Origin of the sequence: Yersinia rochesterensis, assembly GCF_003600645.1 — a bacterium.
In the GTDB taxonomy this organism is placed as follows: domain Bacteria; phylum Pseudomonadota; class Gammaproteobacteria; order Enterobacterales; family Enterobacteriaceae; genus Yersinia; species Yersinia rochesterensis.
In genome coordinates this window covers 3,752,369-3,771,464 of the sequence record NZ_CP032482.1, presented here as the reverse complement: position 1 = coordinate 3,771,464, position 19,096 = coordinate 3,752,369, and the positions used below count along the sequence as shown (strand labels likewise).

Below are 19,096 nucleotides of genomic sequence, written 5' to 3'. Positions count from 1 at the left end.
CGGTATTACCATGCAGAAAGGGCAAGCGAAGCGATGCGACAAAAAGTGCATCGGTCATAAGTTAACCGCGCCATTGGCGCAGTTAATCAGAGATGCGCGCATATCTGCTCACACCGTTCTAGTAATACCCAGCGCAATATTGCGCCCACTGATTTCATTGGCTTTCTCACAATCAAAATCATTCGCTACCTGGTGGGTATGTCCAGATCTGGATATACCCCAACCTATTGATTTATGCGAAATACTGCAATGCAGGAAGTCTACGCCAATGGCTGACACCCTAAGCAGGAAATCCAGCTTAGCCGAGGGGGAAATTCCACCCTTGAAACAAAATCATAGGGTTATAGCTCAACCCTCTGGTGCTTCTTTGGCCTTTTTACGCTGGCGGCGTTTGATCTCGCCTTTGGCGGCAGTCACGAGAAACCCAGCAGTGCTTTCTCCTTCGACCTTTAGCTGCTCGATATCTTCCATTACATCATGTGGAATTCGAACAGTTGTCATTTGTGATTTTGCGTTCTTTGCACCTGTTGCCATTACTGGATCTCCGTATATTAGGTGTATGTCAGTATACGCAGAAATAATAATAAAAAAAGGCTTGAAGTGTATTTCACTTATGTGTAGCGTTAAAAACATAGGTGAAATACACCTTGAAATGACGAGGCCCAGAAGTGTTGGAGCACTAACCGGGCCTCTTACCACCAACGATAGAATAAGTATCGAGGTAGCTATGTTAAATCATACCCAAACTCGCCCTAAATATCAGTATCGTTTTCTGGCTCTGCATCGTTCAGATCGCAGTGCTGTACCCTGTCGCTTATCGGTCGAGGCTTTTACTGAGAAAGAAGCCCGTCAGGTTTTGTCTGCTCACTTCATCCTTTCCCTTGCTGCTCGCCTGCCAGTTAGTGAGGTAAGCCATGCGTAAATCAGAAATGGCGGTGGCTATGGTAACCCTCCAGCAGGCACAAAGAGCAAGCGCGGTCATTCGTGCACTTCGTCATTCTTGGGTAGGGCTTCCGGGCCATGAAGTTGAATTACTGCTTGAAATGTCTTCGGAGTATGCCGACTCAGTGACCGAGTACCTGATCAACCTTTCAGGCGAGGAGATCAGCCATGCATGAACTAAAGCCCAATGAGCAGATAAACAGACTGAGCGGTGCTATCAAAGATATGGATTGCCTGTCACAGCAAGCATTGTCGGAAATCGTAGCCATTACTGATCTGTTGCTGCACTGGATGGAATCCCCAAAATGTTATCAACGCATGCATATGATGGCCGACGCGCTAAATCTCATCTCCTACAGGGCGCAGGAAACCATTGAGAATGTTGGACGTGAAGCGGAATCAGTGGGTTGCGAATACATCGATCATGAGCGTCAGCGCCGCCTTGTAGCTGCGAAAAAGTACAAGATTGGAGGGGCTGACCATGAATGATATTTATCATGTTCTGGTAAATCATGATTTTAGCAAGGTATCTGACGAGAAGTTAGATGAGCACAATAATATCTACTGTGGTGCCAGCATGGCTATTAATTCTGCGATACAGGTTATCGGCAATCTGCTGCTGGAAGTTTCAGAAAGCGAAGGATATTCAGGGGAAGAAGCTATCCGCGACCTGCATTTAATAGGTTCGGCACTCAGACACCTTCCCCGTATGGCCCAAGCACTGGAGCAAAATGGTAGTTCTATTGCGTTCGAGCAAGAGAAGCGCAAGGGGGCCAAAAAATGATTAGCACATTGAAATTTAACGAGCTGGAAAAGCGTGTTGCAGCCCTTGAGCTGGCTTTAGCTGCCATGCAACGCAAAGGCTCAGTACCGGAAGGTATGGCACCCCTTACCACTCTGGCGGCTGAAATGGGGCTATCCACCTGTAAAGCGGAAGAACTGGCGAGAAATTGTGGTGTGATGATAGTTCGTCATGGCAATGGTCACGCAGTGCATGAGGCTAAATTCCGTGAAGCGGCGCTGATCGTTATCAAGGGGGCTAAGCGTAAATACGGTAGCAAATACTGGTATCACCCGCTGATCGGCAAATTCACCATGTCAGCGAGGCCACAGCTATGAGTAAGCCACAGAAGGTTAGTGTTAACCAATGGCCCAATGAACTGTTTTCCTGCGTCTATCGTTGGGTTAATGGTCGCCCGATTGAGAAAGCTGTGATAGCAAAAGCCATATTGCAAACCACAACGGGGACGCCTCTCAATTGTCTGGCGATAAGACTGGGTTCTTTCGCTATTGGGACAGTTACGCCGGAGTGGTTAGCTGACAATGGCTTCCATTCAGCCAAATCACCGGAATACGCACGGGAGAAACGAGAAGCGGTGGTACTTGAGTTTATCAGCCGTCCTGATCTGGTGGCTGTATTAGCCAATGCCGACCGCATTAACTCCCTGTTTAATGTTGTTCCCGCTGATGAACCGGCTGTAATCCCGGCACTTAACCAAATGGGGCCAAGCCAGCGCGGTGAGGTACTTTTGGCCCGTTATGACGGTGATTTAGCCGTACATGGTGATTCGGATGCTGTACATCATTACAACGGCATAATCTGGCAACCTGTTTCAGATAAGGCGCTGTCGCGGGAAATGGCGGCTATCTTTATGGAATCAAGGGTTCCTTACTCCATGCCGGCTATGAAGAACGCCGTTGATACCATGAAATTGAGCCTGCCAATAATGGGTACCACTGCACGTAATCTGATTGGCTTTAGCAATGGTGTATTTGATACCCGAGAGGGGGTATTCAGAGAACACCGGCAAGAGGACTGGTTATTGATCGCCAGTGATGTGGAGTTTATCCAGGCAGAGGAAGGGGAATCACTGGCCACCCACTCTCCCGCGTTCTGGAAGTGGCTTAACTGGTCAACGGCCGGTAATGCCCGGAAAGCCGATCGAGTGCTGGCTGCGTTGTATATGGTGATGGCGAACCGGTATGACTGGCAGCTATTTCTTGAGATAACCGGCGCGGGTGGTAGTGGTAAAAGTGTACTGGCGGAGATCTGCACCATGCTGGCAGGGAAAGCCAACACCGTATCAGCCAGTATGAAGGCACTCGAAGAGCCAAGGGAAAGGGCGCTGATAGTGGGGTATTCTCTGATCATCATGCCTGATATGTCGCGCTATGCCGGTGACGGGGCAGGGATTAAAGCTATCACCGGTGGGGATAAGGTCGCGATAGACCCGAAACACAAAGCGCCTTACTCGACACGGATCCCGGCTGTTATTTTGGCCGTGAACAATAACGCCATGTCATTTAGCGACCGAAGCGGAGGTATATCCCGGCGTCGGGTTATTTTCAACTTCTCGCAGGTTGTGCCAGAGAATGAGCGTGATCCGATGTTGTCAGAAAAGATAGAGGCAGAGCTGCCGGTTATCATTCGCCACTTACTGACACGCTTTGCAGATCAGGGAGAAGCTAAACGGCTTTTGTTCGAACAGCAGAAATCAGAAGAGGCGTTGGCTATTAAGCGTGAAGGTGACTCGCTGGTGGACTTCTGCGGCTACCTAATGGCATCGGTGCAGTGTGACGGCTTGTTTATCGGCAATGCTAGCATTATACCGTTCAGCCCACGGAAGTACCTGTACCACGCCTATCTTGCTTATATGCAGAGTAATGGGTTGAGTAAGCCGATCTCACTTAACCGGTTCGCTACTGATATGCCGGGTTCAATGGCTGAGTATGGAAAAGAGTACATCAGGAAGAAAAGCACCAAAGGAAATATGCGCTCTAACATCCGGCTGGCTGATGATGCCGATGAGTGGCTACCGGCTGCAACAGGAGGTACAGAGTAAAAGTTATTGAATAAGTCTCCACCCGTCTCCACTCAGTGAAATAGATATTATAAAACATAGAGTTAATGGGTGGAGACCTTTAAATAGAGTCTCCACCTAGTCTCCACCTCTCCACCCATATCTAAAAAAGTGGAGGTTTAGAGTGGTGACTTACGGAGACCTAAAACAGTAGTCACCACCTATTAATGTTATGATTTATATAGTGAAATTGTCTTGGGTGGAGAGGTGGAGACTTAAAAGCATAATTTATTTTTTAAGGAGGCTATATGCCTGTGACTTTACAAGACATCAAAGAACATCATGATTATTATGGCATCGCTGATATATGTACGACGCATACTACTGATTATCGGCAATTGTTGAAAGATGGTGCATTTTTATGGATTGACTCTCATGATTTTGTTCGTAGTACGTTTTCAGAGGAAATACTAGCGACGAATCGTGAGCAGTTGGACGCACTTATCGAGCATTTGCAGGAATATCGGGATCGGATGCCAAAACCACCTGAGTGGATGAGCGAACAATAAAAATATTAATAAGCCCTGTATGCCTTAACAGGGCAGTAATCTTTATTGGTTTTTCCCCCTAATGAACATTATCTTATCGTCAGGATTTAATCGCTCTCCCTCTGGAATGGGTACACCCAAACACAACTGCACCTCTTGCATTGTATATATGTTTAGTATTCCTTGATTGGTTAATGGGCCATCATACCCATTTGAAAGATATATCAATTTGTTAGTCGCTTTTTTTATTTCTTCTGGACTGGGAATTCCGAAAGGTTTGTATATATATTTATAAGCTGGTACTAAGTGAGTTGCGGCATGCAATATAGATGAATGCTGTCTCATTATTTTACATGTAGAGACCATGTTCTCGTTGTCTGGCCCTTTTGGGTTTCCCAAAACATTGGCATAAAAAACCAAATCATAAACTATTTTCGATATGGCTTTTTTTAAGTCGTTAATCGGATCTATTATTAACTTCATAATAATTTGTCCAATCACGTATACCAAAACACCAGAAAATACTGTGATAAATACTGTCATATTTCCTCTCATGAGCCTCAACTGAAACAGTCTCATAATACCTTGATATTCGTAAGGTAAGAATAGAATTGTAAATGTTTTGTCCTCATGCTTACCTATGCTTACCCCTCGATAGTTGAGGGGTTTTCTTTATTATTTTCATGTATATCTTGAAGGGTGACACTCCGACGGGAGCCGTCACTTTAGCCGTTTAGCGCCCACCTTTCCGCACTGGAATTCTGTTAAACGGCTTTACCTTTTAAGTTGGTTTCCCGTCTGTATTCACACTTACGGAAGCCACTATGAAAAAATTGTTAGAGTTACGCCAGAAGAAAGCCGAGTTAGCCACACAAATGCGCTCACTGCTGACCAAGACCGAAGATGAAAAACGCAGCCTTACCCCCGAAGAAGCCACTCAGTTTGATGAAATCCGTGCTCAGGCAGAAGCCCTATTTACAGAAATCACCCGTTATGAATCCCTTGCTGATGAAGAGCGCACACAGGCCGGTAAAGCCAAGCCTGTAGACGATGGTAAAAAAGTGACCAATGACGAGTTACGCCATTACATCATGACCGGCGAAACCCGCATGTTATCCACTACCGTGAATGAGAGCGGCGGCTATTCGGTTATCCCTGAGCTGGACAGTGAAATTATGCGCATGTTGGCTGATGAGTCAGAAATGCGCCAAATTTGCACCGTCAAAACCACCAAATCCAACGAGTATAAAAAACTTGTGTCCGTGGGTGGCGCGGCGGTAGGTCGAGGCGTAGAAGGTGAAGCCCGTACCGAAACCGCGACACCTAAGCTGGAAGAGGTCAGTATCAAGCTGAACCCAATCTATGCTTACCCGAAAACCACGCAGGAAATCCTTGATTTTAGTGATGTGGATATCATGGGCTGGTTGACCGAAGAAATCAGCGACACCTTTATTGAGACCGAAGAAACCGACTTAGTTAACGGTGATGGTACCAAAAAGGCTAAAGGCTTCCTGTCTTACCCTCGTGCTGCAACCGGTGACCGTACTCGCCCATTCGGAACGCTGGAAAAAATGGTTACTGCCGGTAATGACCCTACCGCTGACGAATTGATTGATCTGGTCTTTAAACTCCGCCGCCGCTACCGCAAAAATGCTGTTTGGGTGATGAACTCCAATAGTGCTGCCATGCTGCAAAAGATTAAAAACGGTAATGGTGATTATATCTGGCGTGACCGTCTGCAAGCTGGCGATCCGGATATGTTGCTGGGCCATCCAGTGCGCTATCTGGAAAACATGCCCGATGCTGAACCGGGTAAACCAGTAATTGCTATAGGTGACTTCAAGCGCGGCTATTTCATCGTCGATCATGAAACAGGCACCCGCACCCGTCCTGACAATATCACCGAACCGGGCTTCTACAAGGTTCACACTGATAAGTATCTGGGTGGTGGGCTGGTGGACTCCAACGCGATCAAAGTTCTCGAAATCGCAGAGTAAGCAACAGGGGCTACGGCCCCTTTCTTATCAGGGAGTTTACCAATGAAAGATACCGATTTTGAGATCCGCACCGCCAGCTTATCCACCAGCGATAAAAAGTTAGTGGGTTATGCCGTGAAATGGAATAGCCGCTCAGAGGTGCTGTGGGATGAGTTTGTCGAGCAGTTTGCCCCAAATGCCTTTAAAGCCAGCCTTGCAGCTGGTACCGATGTTCGCGCTTTGTTTGAGCATGACTATACCGCGCTGTTAGGTCGCACCCAGTCAAACACCCTCGTATTGAGTGAGGATGCTACCGGTCTGCGTTTTGAATTGACCCCACCCGATACCCAGTTAGGCCGTGATGTGCTGACCATGGTTGAGCGTGGCGATATATCAGGCATGAGCTTTGGTTTCCGTGCATTAAAAGACCAGTGGGACAGTACCAAACAGCCTTATGTCCGTACGGTGTTGGCGGCTGAACTACGGGAAATTACCGTGACCAGCTTACCGGCCTACCGTGAAACGGATGTTCAGATAGCCAAGCGTTCACTGTTAGCCCAACACCCGGAGCTGGTGGATCTGTCTCTGCGTTCCCATTGGGCTTATCTGGCGGGGTTGTGATATGTGGCCGTTCAAACGCAAGACCGAAAACCGCTCAATGACCATTGATGAGTTTATGGCACTGGCTGGTATTCCCAATACGGGGGCTGGTGAACATGTGTCTGCTGCTACTGCCGAATCTCTGCCGGCTGTTATGAATGCTGTGACCGTTATCAGTGAAGCCGTGGCCTCGATGCCGTGTTACCTGTACCGGGTTCAGAATGAGAAAAGAGAATGGTTATCGGAGCATCCAGTTGATTACCTGCTGAATGAATACCCGAATGACTGCCAGACCCCTTACCAATTCAAACGCACGATGATGCGTCATTGTCTGCTCAATGGTAACGCTTATGCCGTTATCGAATGGGGCAAGGATGGCAAGCCGCAATCACTGCATTCTTACCCACCTCGCGCCGTGGTACCCAAGCGTCTGAGCAATCACCGATTCGCCTACACCATTACGCACCCGGACGGCACGGTAAAAACGTACCTTCAGGAAGAAATCTTGCATCTGCGACATGCTACTGAAGATGGTTTCCTTGGGCGTTCTCCGATCACTGTCTGTCGTGAAACGGTTGGGCTGGGACTTGCTCAACAACGTCATGGCTCGTCGGTGATGAATAACGGCCTGATGGCTTCCGGCGTGTTGACAACCGGTGACTGGTTGGACGGGCCAAAAGGCGCTAAGGCACTGGAAGCACTGGAGCGCTACAAAGGCGCACGCAATGCCGGTAAAACGCCGATTATCGAAGGTGGCATGAAGTATGAGCAGTTAGGCATGAGCAATCAGGATGCTGAGTGGTTGGCTTCTCGCCGCTTCACCATTGAAGACATCGCCCGGATATTCAATATCAGCCCAATATTCCTGCAAGAGTATTCCAACAGCACCTACAGCAATTTCAGCGAGGCCAGCCGTGCTTTTCTGTCTCAAACCTTACGCCCCTGGCTAACTAATTTTGAGCAACAGGTTAAAGCTTCTCTTCTGGTGGCCAGTCACCCGGTTCAGGTTCGCTATCAGGTGGAGTTTGACACTGCCGACTTGCTACGGGCCAATCCTCAAGAACGTTTTCGCAGTTACGAAACCGCCATTAAATCCGGTGTGATGTCTCCGAATGAAGCGCGTGAACGTGAGGGGATGCCAGCGTATGCCGGTGGTGAGGAATTCAGTCAGGCATGGAAACAGACTGTACAGGTGAAAGCAGCTGACGATAAGGAAGTTATATGAGTAATTCATTAATTACGTTGGAAGATGTGAAACTTCAGTGTCGGATTGAACCTGAATTCACTGAGGAAGACAGTCTGATCCAAATTTATATCGATGCTGCGCTGGAGGTTTGCCAGCGTCACATTGGTAAACGTTTTGATGATGGATTGGAATTTACGTCAGCAATGAAAGTTGGTTGTTTGATGTATGTGACACAACTTTATGAAGGTAGATCAATGGTTGCTGACCTTACGATTAAAGAAGTCCCATTGACCATATCTCACTTGTGGACGGTATATCGCGAACCGGGGATTTACTAATGCCAGTCCATCCATTGAAACGTTGTAGTTATCCCGGATGCCGCGCACGTGTGAAGGCTGGCCGCTGTGCCGAGCATAAACGTGAAGCCAGTGCACAGGTCACAGCCAACCGGGGAACCCGCACCTCACGCGGCTATTCCAACCGTTGGGGTAAATACCGTCTGATGTACCTGAAAGCCAATCCCTTATGCGTTGATTGTGAGAAGAAAGGCCTCTATATCCCGGCCAAGATAGTTGATCACATCATCCCGATTGATGGCGAGAGTGATGTGTTGTTCTGGCCCGCCAGCAATCATCAGGGGTTGTGCGCCAGCTGCCATAGCCGTAAGACCACCACCCAAGACCCGCTAACCAAACAGCAGCGTAAAGCCGGTAAGTTCAAGCCCCAAGAGGAAGAAGCCTCCCACCGTTGGGACTGGATATACGAGGCGGGTAAGGAGTAACAAATCATGACGGAGCAAGAGCAAAATCAATTGGTTAAGTCACTGATTAATAGCCGTGAAAGGTTCAAGCGGACACATAATAAAACGCCAGAGCAAGCCATGACGCGGCGCACATCACAGCGTGACCGGGACATCATGGATTCATTTCGAAACCGGTGACGAGGCGCAGGGCAAGGGGTGGGGGAGGTTTGAGGACAAAACCCCTCTCCGCTGGAACCACCCGCCCCCTCAAATTTTTACGTGCGGTATTTTTTTTGAAAATAAAACTCATGGGAAATAAGCAGTTATGGCAAGAGCACCTAAACCACTGGCCTACCTCGATGAAATAGCTACCGGGGAATGGAAGGCGAGAGCAAAACAATTAATGGAACGTGGCGATCTGATCGATGCCGATTGGCGCAACCTAGAATTGTACTGTGTCAATTATTCGATGTACCGCAAAGCCGTGGCAGATCTGGCAAAGCGCGGGTTCAGCATTGTGAATAGTCAGGGTAGCGAAAGCCGCAACCCTTCACTTAGCGCCAAGTCTGACGCCGAAAAAGTGATGATAAAAATGTCGTCGTTGCTGGGCTTTGATCCGGTATCTCGCCGCCGTAATCCGGTGGAAGTTGAGGAGGCAGACGCCCTTGACAGCCTATAATCAGTACGCACTAGACGTTAAAAACGGCAAGATACCAGCCTGTGCGCGGCTAAAACAGGCCGTTGAGCGGTACTTTAATGACTTGAATAACCTGCTTTATACGTTCGATGGTGCCACCGTAGAGCGCTTTATTGCCTTCTCTCACCTCTGCCCCCACGTAAAAGGCCCGCTACGGGGTCAGCCTATCGTGCTGGAGCCTTGGCAACAATTTGCCTTTGCCTGTTTGTTGGGGTTCAAGGTGGCAGCTACAGGCCGCAGGAAGTACCGTAGTGCTTACATTCAGGTACCCCGTAAGAATGCCAAATCAACCGTGGCCGCTATTCTGGCTAACTGGTTTCTGGTGATGGAACCGGGCCAGCAAGATATCTATACCGCCGCCGTGAGTCGTGATCAGGCGCGTATCGTGTTTGATGATGCCCGTCAGATGAGCCTTATCTCAAAGCCCTTGAGAAAGCGCCTCACTATTCAACAGCACAAACTGATTTATGCCAAAACCAACAGCCTATTAAAGCCACTGGCCTCCAAAGCCTCGACCATTGAAGGGACTAACCCCAGTCTGGCGGTGGTGGATGAGTACCATCTTCACCCGGATAACGCCGTTTATTCGGCGCTTGAGTTGGGAATGGGTGCCCGGCCAGAGGGGATACTCTTTGCTATCACCACTGCGGGTAGCAACGTGGTTTCAGCCTGTAAGCAACATTATGACTATTGCTGCCAGATATTGGCCGGTGAAGAACAAAATGAATCTTTATTTGCCCTAATCTACGAACTGGACGACGAGAGCGAAGTTGAGCAGCCCGAACAATGGATTAAGGCTAACCCTAATCTGGGTGTTTCTGTTGATGTTACGGCACTGACTGACACCATCAATAAGGCGCGGGGCATTCCCTCTCAATGGGTCGAGATGCTGACTAAGCGCTTTAATATCTGGTGTCAGGGTGAAACACCGTGGATGGGAGCCGGAGCATGGGATGCCTGTAAAGCCGATTATAGTGAGGATGATTTAGCCGGTCTGGAGTGTTACGCCGGGTTAGACCTGTCATCAACCAGTGATATTACCAGTGTGTGCTACTCGTTCCCGGTTGAGAACCGTGTATTGCTGCTTACCCGCCACTATATCCCCGAAGCCCAGTTGAATAATGCCGCCAATAAGAACCGGGCCATATATAGGCAATGGGTTAAAAGTGGCTGGATACGCACCACACCGGGCGACTGTATCGATTATGACCGCATCCGTGATGATGTACTGGCAGACAGTCAGCGATTCGGTATCAAGCTGGTGGGATTCGATACGTGGAACGCCACCCATCTTAGAACACAGCTACAAGGTGCCGGTCTGGATGTCGAGCCGTTCCCGCAAACCTACATGAAATTTAGCCCGGTAGCCAAGTCTGCCGAGGTGTTCGTTAATCGCAAGGTAATTCAGCACAACGGCGATCCGGTCTTGGCTTGGGCGATGAGCAACGTTGTGATGGAAACCGACGCCAACGCCAATATCAAGCCGAACAAGAAGAAGGCCGCCAATAAGATAGACCCGGCGATCGCCTTCCTGATGAGCTTTGGCACTTACCAGATTGAACATGAAGACTTTGCGTACACCTTGAGCGAAGAACAGCAACAGCGGCTTAAAGCCTTTGACGGAATTTAACAGGAGAAAACAGTATGAACTCATTAAATAACGAACAGGTAAAAACAATCCGGCTTTATGGCCCACTGAAACAATTCACCGAAAATAAAGACGGTGTTTTCCGTTTTGCGGCAAGTACGACGCAAGAAGCTATTAAAGCCTGTTGTGTATTATTGCCGGGCTTTGAGCGTTTTCTTAATGAAGCAAAAGATAAAGGGCTTACGTTCGCTGTTTTTAAAGGCAAACGTAATATTTCTCAAGATGAGCTTGAATTTAATATTGGCAATGAAGAAATAAGAATTGCTCCGATCATTATTGGTAGTAAAAAGGCCGGACTGTTTCAAACTATCTTGGGAGCGATTCTTATTGCAGCAACATTGTGGAACCCAACAGCGGCTTTAATGTCGGCGGGTGTTGCCAATGGCATGATGATGGCCGGCGCTTCTATGGCGCTGGGTGGTGTAGTTCAAATGCTCTCGCCCCAGCAAGGTGGGCTAGCAATGCGAGAATCGCCGGAAAATAAACCATCTTATGCATTCGGCGGCCCGGTCAACTCAATCGCTCAAGGTAATCCGGTACCTCTTGGATATGGCAAGCGCCGAATAGGTGGAGCACTAATATCCGCGGGTATTCATGCCGAAGATCAGATGTAAGGAGGTATCAACTATTAGTGAGCTATCGTTGTAATAGTGAAATGGGTATATTGTATAAGCAGCGATAGTTTGCCTTAATGTTCAAGGGGATTGACATGAGTAGTGACGATTTTTACAACAAAATAGATCAAAGTATCTTTAAATCAAATTCAGCCGAAGAGTCTCGAAAAGAACTAGTTGCCCAGAGAAGGGAATACCTGAAAGAAATAATTCTTCGACTTATTCCAATAGTCAAAGAGCATGAAAAAGAACTGGTTGAAAGAAATATAAATGTAAAAGTTGAGTCTTCGGACAGATACATTACCTTTAAGCTCAAGTATGGAAATGGTGGATACGATGACCTTTTCTTTGGAGAAGGTAAGAATTTCGATGGGACGTTCTGTTTTCTAAAGTATTTTACTGGTGATAAAGGTGGAAGCTATGAGTCCACTGATGGATTTCATTACACCGAAAACAATTGGAATGATGAGGTGTATGTCAAAAAACTAGAAGCCCACATCAAAGACTTCGTTAATTATTCTGAGCGTCACGGTGGTTTTTAAACTTTAGGAAATATGAACAAGATATCTCGCTTTTCGAACCCAGTTTAAAAATTTTTGATATCAGATGTTACCGCTCTGAGGTATCCCATAAGTATCCCAGAAATAACAAAGGAGTTACGCTATTAACGTAACTCCTTGTTTTGTTTGGTGGCCCCTACTGGACTTGAACCAGTGACCAAGCGATTATGAGTCGCGTGCTCTAACCAACTGAGCTAAGGGGCCAAACTTGGACGCTGATTATACGGTAGTTTTTATCCTGCGGTCTAGAGCTGATAAATCAGATGGGTATTTTCTGCGCAATTTTAAGCGTTTTTAAGCATATAGTGGAAAATAGTAAGCCAATATTAGTATCGGAATCAGAGTTTAAGCCAAAAAGAAAAACCCCGGCATGCCGGGGTTTTTGTGTGCTTGTCACTGCAACTGACGATTAATCGTCCAGGAAGCTGCGCAGCACTTCAGAGCGGCTTGGGTGACGCAGTTTACGCAGCGCCTTAGCTTCGATCTGACGGATACGTTCACGGGTGACGTCGAACTGTTTGCCCACTTCTTCCAGAGTGTGGTCAGTGTTCATATCGATACCGAAACGCATACGCAGAACTTTCGCTTCACGCGCGGTCAGGCCCGCTAACACGTCGTGAGTGGCAGAGCGCAGGCTCTCAGAGGTTGCAGAGTCCAGCGGCAGCTCCAGAGTGGTATCTTCAATGAAATCGCCCAGATGTGAATCTTCATCATCACCGATTGGGGTTTCCATTGAGATTGGCTCTTTCGCAATCTTCAACACTTTACGGATCTTGTCTTCCGGCATTAGCATGCGTTCAGCCAGCTCTTCCGGTGTTGGCTCACGGCCCATCTCTTGCAGCATCTGGCGCGAAATACGGTTGAGTTTGTTAATGGTCTCAATCATATGCACCGGAATACGGATGGTACGAGCCTGGTCCGCGATAGAGCGGGTGATCGCCTGACGAATCCACCAAGTTGCATAGGTTGAGAATTTATAACCCCGACGGTATTCGAATTTATCTACTGCTTTCATCAAGCCGATATTACCTTCCTGAATTAAATCAAGGAATTGTAATCCACGGTTGGTGTATTTTTTCGCAATAGAGATAACCAGACGCAGGTTAGCCTCGACCATTTCTTTCTTGGCGCGACGTGCTTTCGCTTCACCGATAGACATACGGCGGTTGATGTCTTTCACTTGCTCAATAGTCAGGCCGGTTTCTTCTTCGATCTGACGTAGTTTCTGCAAGCTACGTTGCACATCGTCCGAAACATCTTTCAGTTTTTCAGACCATGGTTTGCCCATAGCCACTGCTGCCGCAAACCAAGTATCGCTGGTTTCATTGCTGGCAAACAGGGTAACGAAGTTTTTCTTCGGCATTTTGCACTGTTCAACACACAGCTTCATGATGATACGTTCTTGAGTACGAACGCGGTCCATCATGGCACGCATGTTATTGACCAGATAGTCAAATTGCTTCGGCACCAGGCGGAACTGTTTGAACACTTCAGAAAGCTTCAGAATTTCAGCAGCAGCCTTGGCGTGGCTACGACCATTTTTCTTGATCTCCATGCGTGCGTTTTCATACTGCTCACGCAAATCGCTGAATTTCTGGCGCGCCAGCTCTGGGTCGATGCTGTTGTCGTCTTCTTCTTCGTCTTCGTCTTCATCTTCGTCGTCGTCGTCATCCATCTCTTCGGTGGATAATTCAGAACCAACGTGAGTTGCCGTAGGCGCAATATCTTCTTCGGCGTTTGGATCAACAAAGCCGGTGATCAGGTCAGATAGACGGGCTTCGCCCGCTTCAACACGATCATATTGTTCCAACAGGTAAGTAATAGCTTCAGGGTATTCAGCAACCGAGCACTGAACCTGATTGATACCGTCTTCGATACGTTTGGCGATATCAATCTCGCCTTCACGCGTCAATAGTTCAACGGTACCCATTTCGCGCATGTACATACGCACCGGGTCAGTAGTACGCCCGATTTCGGATTCAACACTGGACAACACCTGTGCAGCAGCTTCAGCCGCGTCATCGTCGGTATCAGTGGTGTTCTCGGCCAGCATTAAATCATCGGCATCAGGGGCTTCTTCCAGCACCTGTATGCCCATGTCATTAATCATCTGGATGATGTCTTCGATCTGATCGGAATCGACGATATCTTCCGGCAGATGGTCATTGACCTCAGCATAGGTCAGATAGCCTTGCTCCTTACCACGGGTGACAAGTAGCTTCAGCTGTGACTGCGGGTTTTGCTCCATAAGACGGTATCCACACTTCAGAGTATTTGGGTTGGTGTCGGTCGGCGAAACCGCCAACAATAGCATTTGGGGCTTTTTTTTGTCGCCGTGGCCCGCTATGACGGCATATTGTGGGGATTTTCCCCCACATTTATCGGCAATTAAGCCGTTAGGTGATTCATTTTTTTCTGGCTAACGCCAGATTCAAAGACCAAAGTTCTTTACGTTCTTCGGCGTTTAATCCATGTGTACGATCACGCGCTATGAGTGTTTCCTGACGTTGCTCCAATATGGAGTCATACAGGCTGGTTAGCGTGTCGACAAAAGTCTGTTCAACCATATCCTCAACAATCATGTGGTTCCATGTTGCGAGAGTTTCAAGCTGTTGGCTGAATTTATTATCACGATACAGTTCTAATAACTGCCCGGTTGTCAGCCCTGGTTGAGCCAAACAGGTTTCAACCAATTCTATAAATAACGGCAAACCCGCTAACTTAGCTTGCTCTACGCCCTGTAATGACGGGATGAGTGTTGCGAGTTGCGGATTTTGAACCAGTAGCCCTATAAGTATACGCATGGTTGTGCGTTTTAGCTGGGGCGGCTGATAGCTATTTATATTTTCAGCCAGTTTCGGCATCAGCTTGTCTAATTGGCTGTCATCAAGCAGGCCCAGCTTATTGCCGAGTTGCTGGCGGAGGTAAAGTCGTAAGGTTTCACCGGGTACCTGGCTGATTAAAGGAAGCGCCAGAGTGCTTAATTTGGCTCGCCCGTCTGGGCTGCTCAAATCCACTTGTGGCATCAATGTTTCGAACAAGAAAGTTGAGAGTGGCTGGGCCTCCTCCATCCGTTGTTCGAATGCATCTTTTCCTTCTTTTCGCACCAAAGTATCTGGGTCCTCACCATCAGGCAAAAACATAAAGCGTAGCTGACGCCCATCATTTAGATAGGGCAGCGCCGTTTCTAATGCACGCCAGGCCGCATCTCTACCCGCACGATCGCCGTCATAACAGCAAATTACGTTATCTGTAGCGCGGAATAATAATTGAATATGCTCCGCGGTAGTCGCTGTGCCCAGTGAGGCAACGGCATAATCAATACCAAATTGCGCCAGAGCTACCACATCCATATAACCCTCAACCACGAGCAACCGTGTTGGGTTAGGATGGTTCACCTGCGCTTCATACAAGCCGTATAACTGGCGGCCCTTATGAAAAATTTCTGTTTCCGGGGAGTTGAGGTATTTCGGCACTCCATCACCCAGAACTCGCCCACCAAAGGCGATTACCCGCCCGCGTTTATCGCGAATAGGGAACATGACGCGCTCACGAAAACGATCGTAAGTCCGCCCTGTATCATTAGTCACCAGCATTCCGGCATCGTTCAGCGCGGTACGGCTTTCACCATCGCGTCCAAAGCGTTTTAAAGCATTGTCCCAACCCGGGGGAGCAAAACCGATAGCGAAATGTTGGATAATTTCTTCACTCAAACCGCGACGTTTAAGGTATTCGCGTGCCTGATTGGCGGTCTGGCCCTTGAGTGACTGCTGATAGAAGGCGTTTAGGCTTTCCATCAATTGATAAAGACTTTGTCGTTGATGACGTTCAATTTGGGTGGTGCCGGTTCCTGCCTCGTAAGGCACTTCCAGCCCATGCATAGTGGCTAATTCTTCGATACTTTCGACAAACTCCAGTCTGTCGTAATTCATCAAGAAATCAACAGCATTACCATGCGCACCACAGCCGAAACAGTGATAAAACTGCTTTTCGCCGTTAACGGTGAATGAGGGTGTTTTCTCATGATGGAACGGACAGCACGCATGATAATTTTTGCCTTGCTTCTTCAGCTTTACCCGAGCATCGATAAGATCGACGATGTCGGTGCGAGCCAGCAAGTCATTGATAAATACACGTGGAATTCGTCCGGCCATAAGCCCCTATTCGGTCAGTCCATAAACGAGAACAAGCCGCGCATTCCTTTCGGAAGGCACGGCCTTCGTATGCAACTACTCGATCTGCGCGTTCTTAGAACATAAAAAACTACGCGATGGGGTTACCCCCGAAGAATTAATACAGACGAGTGCGGCGTGCGTTTTCGCGAGCCAATTTCTTCGCGTGACGTTTTACAGCAGAAGCTTTAGCGCGTTTACGTTCGGTAGTCGGTTTTTCATAGAATTCACGACGACGAACTTCAGCTAAAACACCTGCTTTTTCACAAGAGCGTTTGAAACGACGAAGAGCTACGTCGAATGGCTCGTTTTCACGTACTTTAATTACCGGCATGTGCCTCTCACCTCAATAGAAATCGGTTTGCTGCTGGCCAATCGCCAGCCTTCTCAAAATGGTGCGGAATTTTACTTCAATGGATGCTGCTTTGTAAAGCACCACAGCAAATTGAAACAGGCACGCCCCTGTGATGTCGCCCCCGTTCTTTACAAGAAAGTTGGTGCCAAGGGTGCGACGGCCGCTGATTATATACTAAACAGGGCAATTTATCGAATTTATCAACATTATTTTCAAATGTGACAACTATCAACAACATTCAGGATATCAATGCGCCAAAATGCCGTTTTTCCGTTCAATTTAGGATCAGAAATCATGACGGGCGACAGGGTTATGCTAAACTATCGGCCGCACGTGAATGATGGGAAATGTAATGCGAGTTTTGGGTATAGAAACATCCTGCGATGAAACCGGAATTGCAGTGTATGACGAAGAAACCGGTCTGTTAGCTAACCAATTGTACAGTCAGGTTAAATTGCATGCTGATTATGGCGGCGTCGTTCCTGAGCTGGCTTCCCGTGATCATGTGCGCAAAACAGTGCCATTGATTCAGGCTGCATTGAAAGAAGCCAATTTGAGCGCCAAAGACATTGATGGCGTGGCGTATACCGCAGGCCCAGGGTTGGTCGGTGCATTGTTGGTCGGCGCGACTATCGGCCGGGCATTAGCTTTTGCCTGGGGTGTTCCCGCTGTGCCTGTTCATCATATGGAAGGCCATTTATTGGCACCGATGCTTGAAGATAATGCACCGGAATTTCCGTTTGTCGCGTTACTCGTCTCCGGCGGTCACACGCAATTAATCAGTGTGACCGGCATTGGTGAATATCTGTTATTGGGCGAATCTGTTGATGATGCAGCAGGTGAAGCATTTGATAAAACAGCTAAATTACTAGGTCTGGATTATCCCGGTGGGCCAATGTTGTCGCGTATGGCACAGCTTGGCACGGCGGGGCGCTTTACTTTCCCGCGGCCAATGACTGACCGCCCTGGGCTGGATTTTAGTTTTTCCGGCTTAAAAACTTTTGCTGCGAACACCATTCGTTCCAATGGTGATGATGATCAGACTCGTGCCGATATTGCGCGTGCTTTTGAAGATGCAGTGGTTGACACTCTGGCTATCAAATCAAAACGCGCTCTGGATCAAACTGGTTTTAAACGCTTAGTGATTGCCGGCGGAGTGAGTGCTAACCGTACTTTGCGCACTAAATTGGCCGAAATGATGCAAAAGCGTGGCGGTGAAGTGTTTTACGCCCGGCCAGAGTTTTGCACCGATAATGGCGCGATGATCGCCTATGCTGGGTTGATCAGGCTGAAAAGTGGTGTGAATAGTGAGTTGAGTGTGTCGGTCAGACCGCGCTGGCCGTTGGCTGAGTTGCCGAAAGTCTGATCAGAAAGTCTGAGCGGGGCTGCGGCTGCGTTGCCGCAGTCATTCAAAATACTCATGGACAAGAGTCCATTGCATTTTTTCATTCCTTTGCGCCTTACCTCGCTCATGCTCAGTCATTCTGATAGGGGTGTCGAACGGCTGAGTGTTGCCGCAGCCATTCTCGATTTTGAGGAAAACTAATCTTCTTTCTCTTCTAATTCTGCGGCTTCTTCGGCGGGCGTTTTTTGCTTTTTCTTTCTGAGCTTATCCCAGATTTTACTTTCTTTGCCGCGCCATAAACGCTGAATATTATCGTGGTGGCGCATCAGAATCAGGCAAGAAAGCATGGCGACCGGAAAGGTGAATTGCGGCTTGAACCACCAGACGTAAAAAGGAGCAATCAGGGCGCTGATAATCGCACCTAAAGATGAATAGCCGCTCAGTAAAACCGTCAGCAGCCAAGTGCCGGTCATCAAGCCAGTCAGATCCCAGCCAATGGGGGCGATAGCGCCAAATGCAGTGGCGACGCCTTTGCCACCTTTAAAATGGAAAAATACCGGATAAATGTGGCCAAGACAGGCTGCAATAGCGGTAAGACCCAAATACAGTGGCGAAACGTGCAGTAGATAAGCTATCCAAACTGGCAACATGCCTTTCAGCACATCGAAAATCAATACTGTGGCGGCGGCAGTGCGGCCACCAATGCGCAGCACGTTAGTGGCACCGGGATTGCCGGAGCCATGCTTACGCGGATCGGGTAATTTGGCAACCCGGCACACCAGAACAGCGCTGGAAATAGAGCCACACAAATACGCGAAGATAATCATGCCAAGCGCGATAGCACTCATAACACCGCCCTGTTGAATAATGGTCGTTTTAATCGCAACATCAGTGGATAATACGCATATTC

The 19,096-nt window shown here is 48.1% G+C and carries 24 protein-coding genes and 1 tRNA gene; 18 read left to right on the top strand and 7 right to left on the bottom strand.

What is annotated here, in order from left to right; genetic code table 11:
- Window positions 1-348 precede the first annotated feature (348 nt).
- Entirely contained in the window at window positions 349-534 is a 186-nt protein-coding gene (locus DXZ79_RS21040) for a YlcI/YnfO family protein (protein WP_244942296.1), read from the bottom strand.
- 193 nt (window positions 535-727) lie between these two features.
- On the opposite strand from DXZ79_RS21040, the gene DXZ79_RS21035 reads away from it, so the two are divergent.
- From DXZ79_RS21035 to DXZ79_RS17485, 7 genes are all read left to right on the top strand, one after another.
- Complete coding sequence (locus DXZ79_RS21035; protein WP_244942295.1) at window positions 728-922, top strand: host cell division inhibitor Icd-like protein; 195 nt, start codon at window positions 728-730, stop codon at window positions 920-922.
- Entirely contained in the window at window positions 915-1,118 is a 204-nt protein-coding gene (locus tag DXZ79_RS17510) for a hypothetical protein (protein ID WP_120011509.1), read from the top strand. The genes DXZ79_RS21035 and DXZ79_RS17510 overlap by 8 nt, the downstream gene beginning before the upstream one ends.
- Entirely contained in the window at window positions 1,111-1,431 is a 321-nt protein-coding gene (locus DXZ79_RS17505; RefSeq protein ID WP_120011508.1) for a hypothetical protein, read from the top strand. The genes DXZ79_RS17510 and DXZ79_RS17505 overlap by 8 nt, the downstream gene beginning before the upstream one ends.
- Window positions 1,424-1,726: a hypothetical protein gene (locus DXZ79_RS17500; RefSeq protein ID WP_120011507.1), complete on the top strand. Its 303-nt coding sequence runs from the start codon at window positions 1,424-1,426 to the stop codon at window positions 1,724-1,726. Before DXZ79_RS17505 ends, DXZ79_RS17500 begins: the two co-directional genes overlap by 8 nt.
- Window positions 1,723-2,061, top strand: coding sequence for a hypothetical protein (locus DXZ79_RS17495; protein ID WP_120011506.1), 339 nt, complete (start codon window positions 1,723-1,725; stop codon window positions 2,059-2,061). Before DXZ79_RS17500 ends, DXZ79_RS17495 begins: the two co-directional genes overlap by 4 nt.
- Window positions 2,058-3,785, top strand: coding sequence for a DNA primase family protein (locus DXZ79_RS17490; protein ID WP_120011505.1), 1,728 nt, complete (start codon window positions 2,058-2,060; stop codon window positions 3,783-3,785). Before DXZ79_RS17495 ends, DXZ79_RS17490 begins: the two co-directional genes overlap by 4 nt.
- 266 nt (window positions 3,786-4,051) lie before the next feature.
- Complete coding sequence (locus DXZ79_RS17485) at window positions 4,052-4,312, top strand: hypothetical protein (RefSeq protein WP_120011504.1); 261 nt, start codon at window positions 4,052-4,054, stop codon at window positions 4,310-4,312.
- Window positions 4,313-4,354: 42 nt separating this feature from the next.
- Here the strand turns inward: DXZ79_RS17485 and DXZ79_RS17480 are convergent, their stop codons facing one another.
- Window positions 4,355-4,834, bottom strand: coding sequence for a hypothetical protein (locus DXZ79_RS17480; RefSeq protein ID WP_120011503.1), 480 nt, complete (start codon window positions 4,832-4,834; stop codon window positions 4,355-4,357).
- Between the two features lie 281 nt (window positions 4,835-5,115).
- Between DXZ79_RS17480 and DXZ79_RS17475 the strand changes: the two genes are divergently transcribed.
- The 10 genes from DXZ79_RS17475 to DXZ79_RS17430 all read left to right on the top strand — a co-directional run bounded on the left by DXZ79_RS17475 (window position 5,116) and on the right by DXZ79_RS17430 (window position 12,296).
- On the top strand, window positions 5,116-6,288 hold the full coding sequence (locus DXZ79_RS17475; RefSeq protein ID WP_120011502.1) for a phage major capsid protein: 1,173 nt from the start codon (window positions 5,116-5,118) through the stop codon (window positions 6,286-6,288).
- 42 nt (window positions 6,289-6,330) lie between these two features.
- Window positions 6,331-6,888 carry an HK97 family phage prohead protease gene (locus DXZ79_RS17470; RefSeq protein ID WP_048618033.1) on the top strand — a complete coding sequence of 186 codons (558 nt, stop codon included), beginning with the start codon at window positions 6,331-6,333 and terminating at the stop codon, window positions 6,886-6,888.
- 1 nt (window position 6,889) lies between these two features.
- The gene (locus DXZ79_RS17465; protein ID WP_120011501.1) at window positions 6,890-8,092 is read left to right on the top strand and encodes a phage portal protein; all 1,203 of its coding nucleotides are present in this window, start codon (window positions 6,890-6,892) and stop codon (window positions 8,090-8,092) included.
- Window positions 8,089-8,391 carry a head-tail connector protein gene (locus tag DXZ79_RS17460; RefSeq protein ID WP_120011500.1) on the top strand — a complete coding sequence of 101 codons (303 nt, stop codon included), beginning with the start codon at window positions 8,089-8,091 and terminating at the stop codon, window positions 8,389-8,391. The genes DXZ79_RS17465 and DXZ79_RS17460 overlap by 4 nt, the downstream gene beginning before the upstream one ends.
- A complete protein-coding gene (locus tag DXZ79_RS17455) occupies window positions 8,391-8,834 on the top strand; it encodes an HNH endonuclease signature motif containing protein (RefSeq protein ID WP_120011499.1) in 444 nt (147 codons plus the stop codon). The genes DXZ79_RS17460 and DXZ79_RS17455 overlap by 1 nt, the downstream gene beginning before the upstream one ends.
- 6 nt (window positions 8,835-8,840) lie before the next feature.
- Window positions 8,841-8,993, top strand: a complete 153-nt coding sequence (locus DXZ79_RS20725; RefSeq protein ID WP_162928757.1) for a hypothetical protein — start codon at window positions 8,841-8,843, stop codon at window positions 8,991-8,993.
- 127 nt (window positions 8,994-9,120) lie between these two features.
- A complete protein-coding gene (locus tag DXZ79_RS17445; protein ID WP_120011497.1) occupies window positions 9,121-9,474 on the top strand; it encodes a phage terminase small subunit P27 family in 354 nt (117 codons plus the stop codon).
- Complete coding sequence (locus tag DXZ79_RS17440) at window positions 9,461-11,122, top strand: terminase large subunit (protein ID WP_120011496.1); 1,662 nt, start codon at window positions 9,461-9,463, stop codon at window positions 11,120-11,122. The genes DXZ79_RS17445 and DXZ79_RS17440 overlap by 14 nt, the downstream gene beginning before the upstream one ends.
- A 14-nt stretch (window positions 11,123-11,136) precedes the next feature.
- Window positions 11,137-11,754, top strand: coding sequence for a tail assembly protein (locus DXZ79_RS17435; protein WP_120011495.1), 618 nt, complete (start codon window positions 11,137-11,139; stop codon window positions 11,752-11,754).
- A 95-nt stretch (window positions 11,755-11,849) separates the two neighbouring features.
- On the top strand, window positions 11,850-12,296 hold the full coding sequence (locus DXZ79_RS17430) for a hypothetical protein (RefSeq protein WP_120011494.1): 447 nt from the start codon (window positions 11,850-11,852) through the stop codon (window positions 12,294-12,296).
- A 145-nt stretch (window positions 12,297-12,441) separates the two neighbouring features.
- Here the strand turns inward: DXZ79_RS17430 and DXZ79_RS17425 are convergent.
- The 4 genes from DXZ79_RS17425 to rpsU all read right to left on the bottom strand — a co-directional run bounded on the left by DXZ79_RS17425 (window position 12,442) and on the right by rpsU (window position 16,820).
- Window positions 12,442-12,518, bottom strand: a tRNA-Ile gene (locus tag DXZ79_RS17425).
- 205 nt (window positions 12,519-12,723) lie between these two features.
- Window positions 12,724-14,562 carry an RNA polymerase sigma factor RpoD gene (gene rpoD / locus DXZ79_RS17420; RefSeq protein WP_038638917.1) on the bottom strand — a complete coding sequence of 613 codons (1,839 nt, stop codon included), beginning with the start codon at window positions 14,560-14,562 and terminating at the stop codon, window positions 12,724-12,726.
- 157 nt (window positions 14,563-14,719) lie between these two features.
- Window positions 14,720-16,468 carry a DNA primase gene (gene dnaG / locus DXZ79_RS17415; protein WP_050291979.1) on the bottom strand — a complete coding sequence of 583 codons (1,749 nt, stop codon included), beginning with the start codon at window positions 16,466-16,468 and terminating at the stop codon, window positions 14,720-14,722.
- Between the two features lie 136 nt (window positions 16,469-16,604).
- Window positions 16,605-16,820 carry a 30S ribosomal protein S21 gene (rpsU, locus tag DXZ79_RS17410; protein WP_001144069.1) on the bottom strand — a complete coding sequence of 72 codons (216 nt, stop codon included), beginning with the start codon at window positions 16,818-16,820 and terminating at the stop codon, window positions 16,605-16,607.
- 373 nt (window positions 16,821-17,193) lie between these two features.
- On the opposite strand from rpsU, the gene tsaD reads away from it, so the two are divergent.
- Complete coding sequence (gene tsaD, locus DXZ79_RS17405) at window positions 17,194-18,207, top strand: tRNA (adenosine(37)-N6)-threonylcarbamoyltransferase complex transferase subunit TsaD (protein ID WP_038638926.1); 1,014 nt, start codon at window positions 17,194-17,196, stop codon at window positions 18,205-18,207.
- Window positions 18,208-18,383: 176 nt separating this feature from the next.
- Here tsaD and plsY read toward each other — a convergent pair whose 3' ends face one another.
- A complete protein-coding gene (gene plsY / locus DXZ79_RS17400; RefSeq protein WP_038638929.1) occupies window positions 18,384-19,034 on the bottom strand; it encodes a glycerol-3-phosphate 1-O-acyltransferase PlsY in 651 nt (216 codons plus the stop codon).
- Between the last annotated feature and the right edge of the window lie 62 nt (window positions 19,035-19,096).

What these genes read in the sequence shown, in the direction of transcription:
- DXZ79_RS21040 (WP_244942296.1), bottom strand. Translation starts at nt 534, where the DNA reads ATGGCAACAGGTGCAAAGAACGCAAAATCACAAATGACAACTGTTCGA.
- DXZ79_RS21035 (WP_244942295.1), top strand. Translation starts at nt 728, where the DNA reads ATGTTAAATCATACCCAAACTCGCCCTAAATATCAGTATCGTTTTCTG.
- DXZ79_RS17510 (WP_120011509.1), top strand. Translation starts at nt 915, where the DNA reads ATGCGTAAATCAGAAATGGCGGTGGCTATGGTAACCCTCCAGCAGGCA.
- DXZ79_RS17505 (WP_120011508.1), top strand. Translation starts at nt 1,111, where the DNA reads ATGCATGAACTAAAGCCCAATGAGCAGATAAACAGACTGAGCGGTGCT.
- DXZ79_RS17500 (WP_120011507.1), top strand. Translation starts at nt 1,424, where the DNA reads ATGAATGATATTTATCATGTTCTGGTAAATCATGATTTTAGCAAGGTA.
- DXZ79_RS17495 (WP_120011506.1), top strand. Translation starts at nt 1,723, where the DNA reads ATGATTAGCACATTGAAATTTAACGAGCTGGAAAAGCGTGTTGCAGCC.
- DXZ79_RS17490 (WP_120011505.1), top strand. Translation starts at nt 2,058, where the DNA reads ATGAGTAAGCCACAGAAGGTTAGTGTTAACCAATGGCCCAATGAACTG.
- DXZ79_RS17485 (WP_120011504.1), top strand. Translation starts at nt 4,052, where the DNA reads ATGCCTGTGACTTTACAAGACATCAAAGAACATCATGATTATTATGGC.
- DXZ79_RS17480 (WP_120011503.1), bottom strand. Translation starts at nt 4,834, where the DNA reads ATGACAGTATTTATCACAGTATTTTCTGGTGTTTTGGTATACGTGATT.
- DXZ79_RS17475 (WP_120011502.1), top strand. Translation starts at nt 5,116, where the DNA reads ATGAAAAAATTGTTAGAGTTACGCCAGAAGAAAGCCGAGTTAGCCACA.
- DXZ79_RS17470 (WP_048618033.1), top strand. Translation starts at nt 6,331, where the DNA reads ATGAAAGATACCGATTTTGAGATCCGCACCGCCAGCTTATCCACCAGC.
- DXZ79_RS17465 (WP_120011501.1), top strand. Translation starts at nt 6,890, where the DNA reads ATGTGGCCGTTCAAACGCAAGACCGAAAACCGCTCAATGACCATTGAT.
- DXZ79_RS17460 (WP_120011500.1), top strand. Translation starts at nt 8,089, where the DNA reads ATGAGTAATTCATTAATTACGTTGGAAGATGTGAAACTTCAGTGTCGG.
- DXZ79_RS17455 (WP_120011499.1), top strand. Translation starts at nt 8,391, where the DNA reads ATGCCAGTCCATCCATTGAAACGTTGTAGTTATCCCGGATGCCGCGCA.
- DXZ79_RS20725 (WP_162928757.1), top strand. Translation starts at nt 8,841, where the DNA reads ATGACGGAGCAAGAGCAAAATCAATTGGTTAAGTCACTGATTAATAGC.
- DXZ79_RS17445 (WP_120011497.1), top strand. Translation starts at nt 9,121, where the DNA reads ATGGCAAGAGCACCTAAACCACTGGCCTACCTCGATGAAATAGCTACC.
- DXZ79_RS17435 (WP_120011495.1), top strand. Translation starts at nt 11,137, where the DNA reads ATGAACTCATTAAATAACGAACAGGTAAAAACAATCCGGCTTTATGGC.
- DXZ79_RS17430 (WP_120011494.1), top strand. Translation starts at nt 11,850, where the DNA reads ATGAGTAGTGACGATTTTTACAACAAAATAGATCAAAGTATCTTTAAA.
- rpoD (WP_038638917.1), bottom strand. Translation starts at nt 14,562, where the DNA reads ATGGAGCAAAACCCGCAGTCACAGCTGAAGCTACTTGTCACCCGTGGT.
- dnaG (WP_050291979.1), bottom strand. Translation starts at nt 16,468, where the DNA reads ATGGCCGGACGAATTCCACGTGTATTTATCAATGACTTGCTGGCTCGC.
- rpsU (WP_001144069.1), bottom strand. Translation starts at nt 16,820, where the DNA reads ATGCCGGTAATTAAAGTACGTGAAAACGAGCCATTCGACGTAGCTCTT.
- tsaD (WP_038638926.1), top strand. Translation starts at nt 17,194, where the DNA reads ATGCGAGTTTTGGGTATAGAAACATCCTGCGATGAAACCGGAATTGCA.
- plsY (WP_038638929.1), bottom strand. Translation starts at nt 19,034, where the DNA reads ATGAGTGCTATCGCGCTTGGCATGATTATCTTCGCGTATTTGTGTGGC.